The sequence below is a fragment of the Nitrosophilus alvini genome (assembly GCF_015100395.1).
Taxonomy (GTDB): Bacteria; Campylobacterota; Campylobacteria; order Campylobacterales; family Nitratiruptoraceae; genus Nitrosophilus; species Nitrosophilus alvini.
Genome location: NZ_AP022847.1, coordinates 875,615 through 890,027, shown reverse-complemented (window position 1 = coordinate 890,027; position 14,413 = coordinate 875,615). Strand labels below are relative to the sequence as shown.

Genomic DNA, 14,413 nt, shown 5'->3' with positions numbered 1-14,413 from the left:
AGAAAAAAACCGATAATGTGAGCATCAAGGAAAATATTGAACAATTTTTCCTTTTTAAACTTAAATTATCAAAATAAATGTAAAATATGGGCAAAAGAGCCGCTAATACAAATAAAATTAAGAATAGTTGGGCTAAAATAGCTTTAATAGAAAAATTTTTTTGTTTCAGAATACGTAGACAGGAAGTTTTATGAAAAAAAGAAGAACATATAAAAGCATAATTTCAATCAATCCGTATTCAAAAACCTTCTATGAAGGTCGTGACAATAAAATAAGAAAGCTAACTCAGCTTAAATACAGCAGAAGCAGTTATTATGTCTCTTTTTTAAATGCTAAAAACTTCATTGTCTCTCAGATAAATATAAGCAAAAACATTCCACATGAAGATCTTAAAGATGCGATAGAGCTTAAAGCATACGAAGATCTGGGATTAGATCAGACAATAGAGTATAAAATAGAGTATCTTGAAATCCCCTCTCTTCCGACAGACAAGGACAGAAAGTTTAATGTTTTTGTAGCAGACCCTTCAGTAATAATAGAAGACTTTCAGGATATTGTTTCCCAGTCAAGATACATTGATCATATCTATCCTGCTCCTCTTTTGATGAAATATCTTTATACAAATGAGATAGTCGAAGATGTTGGTGTCCACTGCTACATATATTTCCAACAAAATGACGCTTTTCTTACTATCTATAAAGACGGGCAATATATCTATTCAAAATCGCTGAAATACTCTTTTGACGATATGAGCGAAAGGTTCAGTGAAATAATAGGCGAAAGAGTAGATGAAGCAGACTTCACCAAAATGCTTGCCGAAGAGGGTCTCAAAACCTCAAATATAGATTACCAGCAATATCTTATGAAACTTTTCGGTGAAATTTTTCTCCATATTAATGACGTACTGATATATGCAAAGAGATCAAATGAGATAGAAAAAATAGATAAAGTATTCATCGGCTCTGAATATGGATCTATCCTTGGTATAGATGAATATTCACAAACATATCTGGGTCTAAGCTCTCTTGAAATGGATTTTAATTTCGGTTTCGAAACTGACGAAAGATATATAGAACCACTCCATTACATGCTTCAACTTGCCGCAATGAAAAGCTTTGAGGCGGAAGAAGAAGAGGAGATATGTAATTTTACTCTTTTCAAAAGACCGCCGCCTATCACTCAAAGACCTAGCGGCTATCTTATCGGCGTTACAGCAGCTAGTATGCTGATAGCTTTCGCTTACCCGCTTTACAATACAGGTTATAATCTTTTGCTTCAATTCGATATTAAGAGTCTAAAAAAAGAGTATACACAAATACATGCAGAAAAAACTGCTCTTGAACAAAAGATAAACTCTTTGAAAAAAGAGAAGCAGAATATAAAAACAAAAATTGCAAAAGAGGAAGAGGAGTATAAAAAAAGACTCTCTATTCTTGAGGCCATTTATGAAAAGAAAGTCAACTATCCTATGAAAGCAAAGATTTTGACGGAGCTTTCTCAAGACCTAAACAGATTTAGAGTAAAAATAACCGAAGTGGAAAATAAAGAGAACAGTTTTGCTTTGAACGTTTTAGCAACCGATGAAAAACGGATAACAAATCTTATCAAACATATTTCAAATAAAAAAGGTGAACGATTTAAAGTCTCTACAGAAGAGATCAAAAAAGATGAGAAAAAAGAAAACAGATACATAAGTACGATAAAGGTTGATATAAAATGAGAAATCTGACTCTGCTTGAAAAAATTGACAATTACCTTTCATCTAAAAAGCCTGGCGAACAAAGAATCATTTATCTCTCAATATTTCTGATTTTCTTTGTTCTTTCATATCAGTATCTTTTTCCATACACTGAAAAAATGGTAAAAAAAAGCGAACAGGAAAGAAAAAACTGGATAAATAAAATAAATGCAGATAAAAGCTTTATAGATTCGATAACCGTTGACGGGGATAAACAGTTTTTTATAAAAAAATATCAAAAAGAGATAGCCGAACTGAAAGAAAAATTTGCCGAGACAAAACATAAAAATGAATATCTCGATTTTCAGATACACACACTCAAAGACCTGCTATATAATGAAAAAAACTGGGCAAAATTTCTTGACTCTATTGCAGGCAAAGCAAAAAAACACAATATCGACATCAGTTTTATAAAAAACGAATTTGTAAAAAACGGATCAAATTTCGGGCATGTTCTTGAGGTAGAGATAGGTTGCAGCGGTGACTATAGAAATATGATGAAATTTATCAACTCGATAGAACAGAGCAAACTTGTCGTTGATATATATGAGATGAATCTAATTAGTAAAGCAGATATAGAAGCCAACTTGAAGGTATCGGTATGGGGAATAAACTACTAATTGCTGTAATTGTATCAGTCATGTCTGTTTGCGTTTTTGCCGACAGCGAAATGACAAAAATCGATTCTCTTATTGAAAAAATCAAAAAAGAGCGTATGGGTCTTGAAGTAAATGAGCTTAAGAAAACCAAGGACCCTTTCTATTATGACAAAGAGTATGCCAAAGAGAGAATAAAAAAACTGAAAAAGAAAAGAAAAGGCCCATATTTCAGACTGTATGCCATACTCAATAATAAAGCAAAAATAAATAGAAAATGGTATAGACTTGGCGATAAGATAAGCGGATACAAGTTAGTAAAGATTTCGCAAACAAAAGTTAAACTAAGAAGAGGAAACAGAACTGTTACTCTTTTTATACCCAGAAAAAACAGAAAAATTAAAATCAGAACCAACTAAGAAAGATTGGAGGCAGGTCTTATGAGATTTAAAAAAACAGCTTTTGCTTTTTTGATAGCATTTTCGGTATTATCGTTTAAACTATTTGCTGATTGCAGCTATCAGGTATTCAATATTTCTACAGCACCTGGCACTAAAATATCAGAATTTATCAATCAGATAAGTGATGAGTGCTCTTTCAGTGTTATTGTAAAAGATGAAGAAGCAGAAAAAATAATGAAAAAAAGACTTAATAAACTCAATCTGAAAAATGCTACTCTAAATGAAGTTTTTGATGTAATTTTAACCGAAAACGATCTCTCATACGAAATCAAAAACAATATCCTGAAAATCTCTTACCTGGTAACCAAAACATACAAAATCAACTATGTTACTACAAAAAGAATAGGAGAATCCACAACGGATGCTTCCGTTGATGTAGGCGCCCAGACAAAATCCGGAGGAGGCGGAAGAAAACAGACAAGAGATGTAAATAAAATAGAAGCAAAAGATGAGTTTGACTTCTGGAAAAATACAAAAGAAGAGATTTACAATATTTTAAACAGACCTGAAGACAAGTACAAAGCACCTGAACCGATAGTAAATCCTGAAGCTGGCCTCGTTACAGTTACCGCTACAATGAAACAGCTAAAAAGAGTCGAAAAATATATAGAGCTTATAGAAAAGAGACTTCATAAAGAAGTTTTGATAGATGTCTCTATTTTAGCGGTATCTCTTGATGAATCTTATACAAAAGGAATTGACTGGTCCAAGTTTGAGTTATCTCTGAATCCAAACGATTCACTTATAAGTTACAGAAGACAAGGTAGCGGAAACAGTTTTACAGGGCTTGACTATACAAACAGCGCAAATGTTGTTATCGATACCGCATTTACTATGAGCGGTCTTATAGACTTTTTGGAGAGAAACGGCGATGTACATACACTTTCTAACCCTAAAATTCTGACTCTCAACAATCAGCCGGCACTTATAACGGTTGGAGAAACACTAAACTATAACGTACCTACTACTATCACGATAACACAGACCGGAAACCTTGGTACCCAATCATACACCCCTTCTTCCATATTTGTGGGAATACTTCTTAATATTACACCACAAATAACTGACGAAGGCGAGGTAATACTCAGAATAAATCCTTCCATATCCGAACTAAAAGATCCGGAAGCTGCTGCCCAAATCGGCGATAAAGGATTTAGAGAAATAGCACCTGACACTAAAGAGAAAAAGATATCATCAGTTGTAAAAGTTAGAGACGGTGCAACGATCATAATGGGTGGTCTGATTTCTGACAACAGAAGTTTGAGCATCAACGGAGTGCCTGTTTTAAAAGATCTTCCTATACTTGGAAAAGCATTTAAAAGCGAAAACAAAGTCAGACAAAAAGTCGAACTTGTTTTTGTTATCAGACCAAAAATTATTACGAACGGCTCAAAAAAGATAAATCTTAAAGAACTGGGTTATTCGAAACTGACATATGAACAGTAGTATAGAAATAGAATTTTCAAAGGCAAAAGATGTATTTGTCGATCATATAGACAGTAAAAATTTTATAAATCTTGATCAGTCGGTCTATTTCCTGGAAAAGCTAAAAAGTACTATTAAAAAGCCTCTGAAAATGATACTTCTCTACGGTCCTCCAGGGACCGGAAAGAGTATACTTCTGCACCGTCTTTACCATGATATCAAAAAAGAGATGAACATATATCTGCTTTCTCATCCAATACTTGACGAAAAAGAGTTTATTAACGTTCTTTATAGAAAAATTTTCAACAGACCTATAAACGAAAAAGTGGATTTCAATATATTTATTGATCTGGTAAACAGAAATCTAAATGAAAATAGTGCAACCATACTGCTCGATGAAGCACAGCTTTATAGTAAAACACAAATGGAAAAAATACGTTTGCTTGCAGATTCCAGAAAAATAAAATTTATAATGACTCTTCATAAAACTGAAGAAGAGGATTTGATAGCTAAAGGCCATTTTCAGACCAGAATATGGGAGAGTATCAAACTTACAAATCCTACCGAAAAAGAGCTAGAAATATATATAAGAAAAAAACTGCTTCAAAACAATATGTTCAATATTGCCAATATGTTTAGCAAAAAACATATCAAAATTATTCACGGATACACAAAAGGAAATTTCAGGGAAACAAATAAGTTTCTATATACCATGTTTGATATATATGAATATTATGAAAAAAACCGTCCCTCTAAAATAGATTATAAAAAAATAAGTTATAAGTTTTTGGAAATGACAGCAATAAAGTTAGGATACCTGAATGCATGAGATAGAAGAACTTGAAAAGAGATGGAGAAAATACAGATTTAAAAAAATGGTACCAAAACTGCTGTTTTTGGCTTTTGTCGTTTCAGTTGCTATTTTTGTTACAGTTGACCTTTCTCCTTTCAAGATATCATTGAAACCCGAAAAATCTTTGGTAACCGAATCGTATAAACCGAAAGAAAATCTACCTGCAAATACCGTATCTGAAAAATCTGTATCTGAAAAAAACGTTACTGCAAAAGTAACTCCTACTTACAAAAAAACAGAGGAGCTCAATAAAACAAAACAGTCCCCGACAAAAACAGTTTCTATTGAAAAGACCGAACAGAATATTTCAGTTAAAATTACTGAAGAAAAAAATGAAACTGAACAAAAGAGACTTTTTTTGAAACCTGCCGATGATTTTATACAACATATAACAATCTCCGAGAATACACAAAATGAGAAAAAAAAGATTGAAAAAAAACCGGTAAAAAAGAGCGTACAAAAGAGAAAAAAAGAGGTGCAAATATCAAAAATAGACAAAATAAAAATCAAAAAACAACCGCCATCCAAAACCATAGGATATATCATAAATAAATTTGAAAGAACAAAAGATCCGCAGCTTGCCGTTTTTTTATCAAAAAGTTACTATAAAGACGGAAAATATAAAGAAGCGCTCAGTTGGGCTATCAAAGCAAACGAAATCGACAGTTCAAATGAGGAGAGCTGGATCTTGTTTGCAAAAGCTTCCGTTAAATTAGGGAGAAAAAATGAGGCGATAAATGCTTTGAGAGCATATCTTTCCAGAAATGACTCTTCAAGTGTAAGAATAGTACTGGATCAGATTTTAAGCGGAGAGTTCAAATGAAAAAGTTTCTGTTTCTGATTTTTGCTATTTTTATCTCCGGATTTGCAAAAAAAATCACCATCAAAGATGTTGTCGATTACTACAATAAAGGATATTACCAAAAAGCCTGTCTTGAAGGAAATCAGATCTTCAATAAAATAAAAAAGAACGAAGATCTCGTCACACTTTATGCATTTTCTTGTCTGAAAGCGGATTATATAGACAGACTTGCCGTCCCTATTATCGCTCTTAGAAAAACGAAAAGAGCAAGAGCAAATGCCGCATATTTCTCGGCTATTTTAATGCAAAAAAAACTTCTTTACCATGCGCTGTTAGACAATATAGACATAAGCGGTCTAAAACTTCCGGAAACTGACTATATCTTATCAAAAATCTTTACAATGTTTACAAAAAAAGAGTATGATAAAAAAAACGGAATATATGTTTTTAAAGATCCAGATGATTCTGAAATTACATATAAAATGTATATAGACCAAGGTAGAAACCATAAAAAAATAGTTATTTTAAAGTTTAAAAAAGATAAACTAATAAAAAAATATCAATACTGGTAAGAGTAGCTAAATTTGGCAGGGGATGGAATGGAAAAAATTACGTCAATGCTGATAGAAAAATCTATTGTACCGAAAGATATTCTCAGAAAGATAAAAGAGGATTCCACAAAAGAGAAAAATCTTCTTCATAATCTTATTGCCAAAGGAATAGTTACAGAAAAATATGTCATAAAATTTTTCGGTGACCTTCTCAGGGAAGGTAGCCTCTCAATTGACGATATCGAAAATCTACCTGCTGATTTGAAAGAAAAAATTCTGAAATATCTTGCAAAAATACTAAATATAGAATTTATTGACTTAGATTCTATCGATATTGATTTCAGACTTGCATCCAAAATCCCTCTTCAGCAGCTAAAAAAGTTCGGTGCAATTCCAATCAAAGAGGAAGATATAAATATCTATGTATCTTTTCACGATCCGCTTGATATCAGCGCTCAGGAAGCAATGCAGCGCCTCTTTCCCAAAAAGCCTATAAAGAGTGCCATTTCTCCTTCCAAACAGATAGAGAGATACCTGAACAAACTGGAGCTTAGCGAAAGTGTAAAGGGACTCATCAGTGACATAAGAAAAGAGATAAGCTCAGGCACTACAAACGGCGCTGAGGAGTCGAGCGCCATACTAAAACTTATAGAAATAATTCTCAAAACAGCAATTATTTCAAGAGCAAGCGACATACATATCGAACCAACTGAAAACAACTGTGTTGTCAGAACCAGAATAGACGGTATTTTGACCGAATCTTTTATATTTGACAAAGATATTTACCCTCCTCTCTCCTCAAGACTGAAACTTCTGGCAAACCTGGATATCGCAGAAAAAAGAAAACCCCAGGATGGAAGATTTTCGGCGACCATTATGAAAAAAGAGTACGACTTCAGGGTATCATCGCTTCCCATTATGACAGGCGAGTCGATCGTTATGAGGATACTGGACAAATCAAAAGCGATGATAAAACTTGAAGATGCGGGAATGAGCGATTACAACTACAACAATTTTGTAAATGCTCTTAAAATTCCTTACGGAATCATACTTGTAACTGGCCCTACGGGAAGCGGTAAAACAACTACCCTCTACGGCGCTTTGAATATGCTTAGAAGTGTGGAAAAAAAGATAATTACAGTAGAAGACCCGATAGAGTATCAGATGAACCTGGTACAGCAGTCACAGGTTCAACCAAAAATAGGCTTTACATTTGCTTCCGCACTTCGTTCTATTTTGAGACAGGATCCGGATATTGTGATGGTTGGGGAGATCAGGGATCAGGAGACATTGAGAATCGCCGTACAGGCAGCTCTTACAGGACACCTAGTTCTTTCCACTCTGCATACAAACGATGCTATCAGCGCTATTACGAGAATAGCCGACATGGGTATAGAACCGTATATGATAAGTGGCGCTCTAATAGCGATAGAGGCCCAAAGACTTGTCAGAAAAATTTGTCCCTACTGCAAAGAAAAAACCACAATATTGCCAAATGTGGAAAGAGATATAAAAGAGTTTTTGCCTGAAAATTATCAGTTTTACAAAGGAAAAGGTTGCAAGCACTGCTCTATGACCGGTTATATGGGAAGAGAGATGATATGCGAAGTCCTAACTATAAGTGATACACTCTCAAGTATGATTGCAAGAGAAGCCAGCAAAGAGGAGATTACAAATCAGGCGCTGAAAGAAGGGTTTGTAACAATGTTCAAAGACGGTATAAACAAGGCTCTTGAAGGTGCAACAACAATAGATGAAGTTCTAAGGGTAACGAGATTGTCATGAAATATTACGAAATAGAAGTATTGCTCAAAGGCAAAAGGGAAGCTCTGCTTATAAAAGCGGAAAACAGACAGGAAGCTTTGCATCTGTGTAAGCTAAAAAAAGGCGGTGTTATTTTAAAAATAAAAGAGACTGCTCCTCCGCTTGAAGAGCGTATAAAAGAGTGGAAAGAGAAACTTCTAGTTTTTGTAAAACAGTCTAAGGTAAAACCGGACAGCCTTATCGCAGCAATCAGGCAGCTTGCTGTTATGACAAATGCTGGTATACCAATATATGATGCCTTAAAAGAGATTGCAAACTCCACTATGGACAGAAATCTAAAAGAGATTTTATTGAAAGTCTCAGAAGACATAAACTCGGGAATGAGCCTCTCTGAATCATTAGAAAACTTTACATATGAACTTGGTTCACTTACTATAACTCTTATAAGACTGGGTGAACAGACGGGTAATATGCCGGAGGCCCTATTTACCCTTGCAGATATTCTTGAAGAGATACGCGAAAATGTTATGAAATTCAAAAAAGCGATAAGATATCCTCTTATTACGCTTGGTGCTATGGCTATAGCTTTTGTTATTCTCATTATGTTTGTCGTACCCAAATTCAAATCTATTTTCGAGAGATTTAAAGCAGAACTTCCTCTTCCCACAAAAATACTTCTTTGGCTTGAACATACATTTTCCACATACGGGCTACAGGTGCTGGGAGGATTTATACTCATAATATCGCTGATAATCTATTTATATAGGAATAATGAGGATATTAAATATAAAATCGACAAATATCTTCTCAAAATCTATCTCATAAAAGATATTATATATTATGCTACTTTGAGTAGATTCACTCTTGTTTTTACCGAGCTCGTATCCTCAGGCATACCTGTTGCGGAAGCGTTGGACAGTTCTGTAGCGATGGTAGACAACAGCTATCTTAAAGAGAAACTTGAAATTGTGAAGGTTCTGGTCCAAAGAGGTGTATCTTTAACAGAAGCTTTCAAAGAGACCGGACTGTTCGAAAATATGATAATACAGATGATAGCTGCCGGAGAAAGCTCAGGACAGCTTGATGCTATGATGAGAAAAATCTCTGATTATTACAGGATGAAATTCAACTATATTCTTGATAATATGTCCTCTTATATAGAACCTATACTGCTTACCATTATTGCAGGTCTGGTACTTCTGCTTGCTCTTGGTATATTCCTGCCTATGTGGGATATGGCATCGGCAGTCAAAGGAAGATAAGGTTTATCGAGCGGGTTTTAACCCGCTAAACAAGTCCTGCCTCAAAAAGAAAGGGCGAAGGCAAAAACTCCTGTTTTTTTACTCGATCATATTTTGCGTACGAGAGATAGAGTCTGCTTTTTGCTCTAGTTACTGCGACATAAAAGAGTCTTCTCTCCTCTTCAAGACTTCCGCCTTTTGTTATAAGTTTTCTATTGGGAAATCTACCATCCATCAGATCTATTATATAGACCTCTTCGAATTCGAGCCCCTTGCTGGCATGTACAGTAAGCAGATTTACCCCCTCCCCTTCACTGAGCTCCGAAGAGCCGAGTATCATAGCATTGTAAAATCTGTTTATATCGCTGTAATGTTTGGCCAGCTCTTTTACAAGTAGATTTTTTCTTGTTATTCTCTCTTTAGCTTCGGTTTTTACTCTCTCATCTATACTTCCATCTCTGTTGGCAGCTCTTTTTGAACAAAGATGTTCTATTATCTCCCCGTACAGTTTCGAAGAGACTATTTTTGAAACTATGGTAACCGGATTTTTTGCCATTTTCAGCTCTTTGATAAGATTGTAAAGATAGTATAAAAACAGTGCTCCTTCACTGCTAAGTTTGGGATGTTTCAAAACTGGACTACTCATAAATTTTTCGCTGAAACCGAGATTTTTGAATCTTGTTTTGCTTCCAATATGCAGAAAATCGTCAAATAGTCCCAGTTGATGGTTTTTTATTCTCTTCTCAAAAGGGTTGTCCATCTCTTTGGGCTCATACAGTCCTTTTATAAAATCGCCTTCTCCGAGTCTGACCAGCGCATCATATATCTCTTTTGCGATTGCCGGCCCTACTCCCTTGGCATATTCAAACAGATGTATAAACGCCATCACATCTTTGGGATTTATCAAAAGAGCTATAACGTCAAACAGAGCTTTTATCTCTTTTGCATCAAAAAAACTGACTCCGCCTTTCCTTCTGCACCCAACCCCTAACTCTCTCAAACCAGCTTCTATGCCGTCAGCTGAAGAGTTGTTCCTGAAAATTACGGCAATCTCCTCCTTGGGAGTAAAAGAGTGTTTTATTTTATGAGCAATCGCTTTGTACTGCTCCATAAGCTCTTCGTAAACAAGAAGTTTGGGAGCTTCGCACTTACCGCTCTTTATGACTTCCAATTTCTTAGGGTATATCCTTTCGTTGTTTGAAATGACTTTTTGTGCAAGCGATAGTATATATTTTGTGGACCGATAGTTTTTAGAAAGATTGTATATATTAGCATCAGGATATTTTGTCTTAAAACCGGCGATTATGTTGATATTTGCTCCGTTAAACGCATAGATACTCTGGTCATAATCTCCTACGCAAAAAAGGGAACTGCAGTCAAGATTGTCAAGAAGAGCGGACTGCAGATTGTTGGTATCTTGATATTCATCAACCAAAATCTCTTTAAAACTTCCTATTTTATGTGCATTTTTTGCAGCTTCGATCAAAAGGTCGTTAAAACCGAGAAAACCGTACTCTTTTTTGAGACTTTCATAGTCATCAATGATTGCATCATAGATATCTCCAAACGCTTTATGCTCCTCTTTGTCTTTGCTAAGCCACTCGGAAAAACTCTTTTGGGGTGCAACATTTTGATAAAGAGAATAGATATCAAAAAGATAAGCGGCAGAATATGGTTTTGTTTCACTCTCTATATGGTGAAACACCCTCTTTTCATAAACACTTTTAAAAAGAGTCTTCAATTCTTTAGGCTGCTTCAATACAACTTTTTCATCAAGTTTTTTCAGCCATCTGTAAGAGACAGCGTGAAAAGTTCCGGCCTCTATTTTCGAAGCCTTGGATTTACCGAAATATCCGGATATTCTGCTTATCATCTCAGCCGAAGCTTTGTTGGTGAATGTAAGGAGCAGTATATCTTCGGGCCGGATTCCACTCTCTATAAGATAAGCGATCCTACCAACAATTGTAGACGTTTTTCCGGTTCCGGCAGAAGCTATTATAAGGTTTTGGCCAAAAGGTGCTGTAGCAGCTTCAAACTGTTCCGGGTTGAGTTTCGATAAGGGCATGCGTACCTTTTGATTTTTTGAACGAATTTTACACTCTCTTTTCTATTATACTGATAAAAAAGAGTTCTAACTTTTATCTTAAACGAGGTTTTACTACCCCTTTGATATAATTCAGCCAAAATTTAAATCAAGGAATCTTCGTAATGGCAATTGATAACAGGTACAATCCCAAAGAGATAGAAAAAAATTTTTATAAAATCTGGGAATCAAGAGGCTATTTTGAGATAGACGGAAACAGAGATATTCAAAAAGAGGGTAAAAATTTCTCTATCATGATGCCTCCTCCAAATGTTACCGGCAGACTCCACATCGGACATGCCCTCACTTTTACTCTTCAAGATATCATTGTCAGATACAAAAGAATGGACGGCTTTAAAACTCTTTGGCAACCGGGAACCGATCATGCGGGAATCGCTACACAAAATGTTGTAGAAAAACAGCTTCTTAAAGAAGGGATTACCAAAGAGGAACTTGGACGTGAAAAGTTTCTTGAAAAAGTATGGGAGTGGAAAGAGCACAGCGGTGGAGTGATAGTAAAACAGCTTAGAATCCTAGGGGTCTCTCCTGCATGGAGTAGAGAGCGTTTTACTATGGATGAGGGACTTAAAAATGCCGTAAGAAAGGCTTTTGTACAGCTATACAATGAGGGTCTCATTGTCAGAGGCAACTACATGGTCAACTGGTGTACACATGACGGCGCGCTTAGTGATATCGAAGTGGAATACAAAGAGCATGAGGGAAAACTATACTACATAAGATACTACATCGACGGAAGCGACGAATATATCGTAGTTGCCACTACACGTCCCGAAACCTATTTCGGAGATACTGCGGTTATGGTAAATCCCGATGACGAAAGATACAGAGATCTTATAGGCAAAAAAGTTGTCCTTCCTCTGATAGGTAGAAAAATCCCCATAATAGCAGATGAGCATGTTGATATGGAATTCGGAACCGGAGCGGTAAAAGTTACGCCTGCACACGACCCGAATGATTACGAAGTGGGAAAAAGACATAACCTTGAATTTATTACCATTTTCGACGAAAAGGGAATTCTCAACGAATATGCAGGCGAATTTGCCGGACTAGAGAGACTGGAAGCCAGAGAAAAAATAGTCAAGAAACTTCAAGATGAGGGATTTATTGAAAAAATAGAAGATTACAGGCATCAGGTCGGACACTGTTACAGATGCCACAATGTGGTTGAACCTTATATCTCTAAACAGTGGTTTGTAAAAAAAGAGATTGCCAAAAGTGCTGTGGAAAAAGTAAATAGAGGCGAAGCCAAGTTTTTCCCCAGCCACTGGATAAACAGTTTCAACGCCTGGATGAAGGATCTTAGAGACTGGTGTATATCCAGACAGCTGTGGTGGGGACACAGAATCCCTGTATTTTACTGCAAAGATTGCGGCCATGAATGGGCAGACGAGAATGAAAACCCGCAAGTTTGCCCAAAATGCGGCTCAAAAAATTTTACTCAGGATCCGGATGTTCTCGATACCTGGTTCAGCTCCGCTCTTTGGCCTTTCTCTACTCTCGGATGGGGCAACAAAGAGTGGGGCAAGGGTGTAAAATGGTTTGAAAAGGATCTAGAAGAGTTCTATCCGAACTCTTTGCTTATAACAGGTTTTGACATACTATTTTTCTGGGTTGCCAGAATGATAATGATGGGTAACCACTTTATGGGTGAACTTCCCTTTAGAGATATATATCTGCACGCTCTTGTCAGAGACGAGCATGGGCAGAAAATGAGTAAATCGAAAGGCAATGTTATAGATCCCATCGATACGATAAACGAATACAGCGCTGACGCTCTCAGGTTTACACTTGCCGTTCTGGCCGTTCAAGGGCGTGATATAAAACTCAGCCGTGAAAAACTGGAGCAGTCAAGAAACTTTACGAATAAACTCTTCAATGCTGCCAGATTTTTGATGCTAAACTATGATAATTTTGAAGACCTTGAAAATATAGAACTCTCAACACCGCTTGGAAGATATATGAAAAGCCGTCTCGGCTCAGCCGTAAAAGAGGTCAGGGAAAATCTTGAAACCTACAGATTTAATGACGCTGCTACGGCACTTTATAGATTTCTGTGGGGAGAATTCTGCGACTGGGGGATAGAGCTGAGCAAAGTGGACAAAGAGAGCATCAGGGAACTTGGTGCTGTATATAAAGAGGCCATGAAACTGCTACACCCTTTCATGCCGTTTATCAGCGAATATCTTTATCATATGCTCTCTGCAACTTCTCTTGAAAACGATGGATCCATTATGGTAAAAAAATATCCTGCAAACATTGAAAGAGATGAAGAGATAGAAAATATCTTCTCTATAATTACCGAATCCATCGTTTCTATCAGAAGAGCAAAAGCACTTATAGATATAGCCAATAAAAAGATTCCAAAAGCTTATGTAAAACTATCTGCAAAAATAGATGAAGAGCTTGCAAAGCCTTACATACAAAAGCTTGCAAAAGTAGAAGATATTGAATTTACCCAAAACAAGATCGAAAAAGCCGTAGCCGATGTCAGCGATAATCTTGAAGTTTTCATTCCTACCCAAAACGTTGTTCTCTCTCCTATCATAGAAAGGCTTGAAAAGCAGAAAGCGAAACTTGAAAAAGAGCTCGCAAAACTAGAAGGAATGCTGAACAACAAAAAGTTTGTAGAAAATGCGCCCAAAGAGGTTGTTGAACAAAACAAAAAATTAAAAGCCGAAACCGAAGAGAAACTTCTGAAAATCAGCAAAGAGCTGGACTCCTTGAAAAATCTCTAAAGCCCCCGGGCTTTGGAGAAAAGCTCCGACAAACTGAAGATTTTTCACTAATATTCTTTTCTTGTCGTTATATTTCCTATTTTTGGATATAATCGCCCGCATTTTTGAACCAAACAGATCATTTTAAATGGCAAAGGATATAA

General features: G+C 36.0%; 11 protein-coding genes. 10 read left to right on the top strand and 1 reads right to left on the bottom strand.

The genetic code is table 11. The annotated features are described in order from the left end of the window. Positions 1-190 precede the first annotated feature (190 nt). From EPR_RS04605 to EPR_RS04565, 9 genes are read left to right on the top strand one after another with little or no spacing between them, the layout of a single operon-like run. A complete protein-coding gene (locus tag EPR_RS04605) occupies positions 191-1,720 on the top strand; it encodes a hypothetical protein (RefSeq protein WP_200764100.1) in 1,530 nt (509 codons plus the stop codon). Then, positions 1,717-2,358, top strand: a complete 642-nt coding sequence (gene pilO / locus EPR_RS04600) for a type 4a pilus biogenesis protein PilO (protein WP_200764099.1) — start codon at positions 1,717-1,719, stop codon at positions 2,356-2,358. The genes EPR_RS04605 and pilO overlap by 4 nt, the downstream gene beginning before the upstream one ends. Beyond that, a complete protein-coding gene (locus tag EPR_RS04595; RefSeq protein ID WP_200764098.1) occupies positions 2,340-2,753 on the top strand; it encodes a hypothetical protein in 414 nt (137 codons plus the stop codon). Before pilO ends, EPR_RS04595 begins: the two co-directional genes overlap by 19 nt. A 21-nt stretch (positions 2,754-2,774) precedes the next feature. Then, positions 2,775-4,241, top strand: coding sequence for a pilus (MSHA type) biogenesis protein MshL (mshL, locus tag EPR_RS04590; RefSeq protein WP_200764097.1), 1,467 nt, complete (start codon positions 2,775-2,777; stop codon positions 4,239-4,241). Continuing rightward, a complete protein-coding gene (locus tag EPR_RS04585) occupies positions 4,231-5,049 on the top strand; it encodes an ATP-binding protein (RefSeq protein WP_200764096.1) in 819 nt (272 codons plus the stop codon). The genes mshL and EPR_RS04585 overlap by 11 nt, the downstream gene beginning before the upstream one ends. Further along, positions 5,042-5,896 (top strand): CDC27 family protein, encoded by an 855-nt coding sequence (locus tag EPR_RS04580; RefSeq protein ID WP_200764095.1) that lies wholly within the window; start codon positions 5,042-5,044, stop codon positions 5,894-5,896. Before EPR_RS04585 ends, EPR_RS04580 begins: the two co-directional genes overlap by 8 nt. Further along, the gene (locus tag EPR_RS04575; RefSeq protein WP_200764094.1) at positions 5,893-6,447 is read left to right on the top strand and encodes a hypothetical protein; all 555 of its coding nucleotides are present in this window, start codon (positions 5,893-5,895) and stop codon (positions 6,445-6,447) included. The genes EPR_RS04580 and EPR_RS04575 overlap by 4 nt, the downstream gene beginning before the upstream one ends. Before the next feature lie 27 nt (positions 6,448-6,474). After that, positions 6,475-8,211, top strand: coding sequence for a GspE/PulE family protein (locus tag EPR_RS04570; RefSeq protein ID WP_234697179.1), 1,737 nt, complete (start codon positions 6,475-6,477; stop codon positions 8,209-8,211). Continuing rightward, the gene (locus EPR_RS04565; RefSeq protein WP_200764093.1) at positions 8,208-9,452 is read left to right on the top strand and encodes a type II secretion system F family protein; all 1,245 of its coding nucleotides are present in this window, start codon (positions 8,208-8,210) and stop codon (positions 9,450-9,452) included. Before EPR_RS04570 ends, EPR_RS04565 begins: the two co-directional genes overlap by 4 nt. Before the next feature lie 25 nt (positions 9,453-9,477). On the opposite strand, the gene EPR_RS04560 is transcribed toward EPR_RS04565, so the two are convergent. Then, the gene (locus tag EPR_RS04560) at positions 9,478-11,496 is read right to left on the bottom strand and encodes an ATP-dependent helicase (RefSeq protein ID WP_200764092.1); all 2,019 of its coding nucleotides are present in this window, start codon (positions 11,494-11,496) and stop codon (positions 9,478-9,480) included. Positions 11,497-11,639: 143 nt separating this feature from the next. Between EPR_RS04560 and EPR_RS04555 the strand changes: the two genes are divergently transcribed. After that, positions 11,640-14,270: a valine--tRNA ligase gene (locus EPR_RS04555; protein WP_200764091.1), complete on the top strand. Its 2,631-nt coding sequence runs from the start codon at positions 11,640-11,642 to the stop codon at positions 14,268-14,270. Positions 14,271-14,413: the final 143 nt, after the last annotated feature.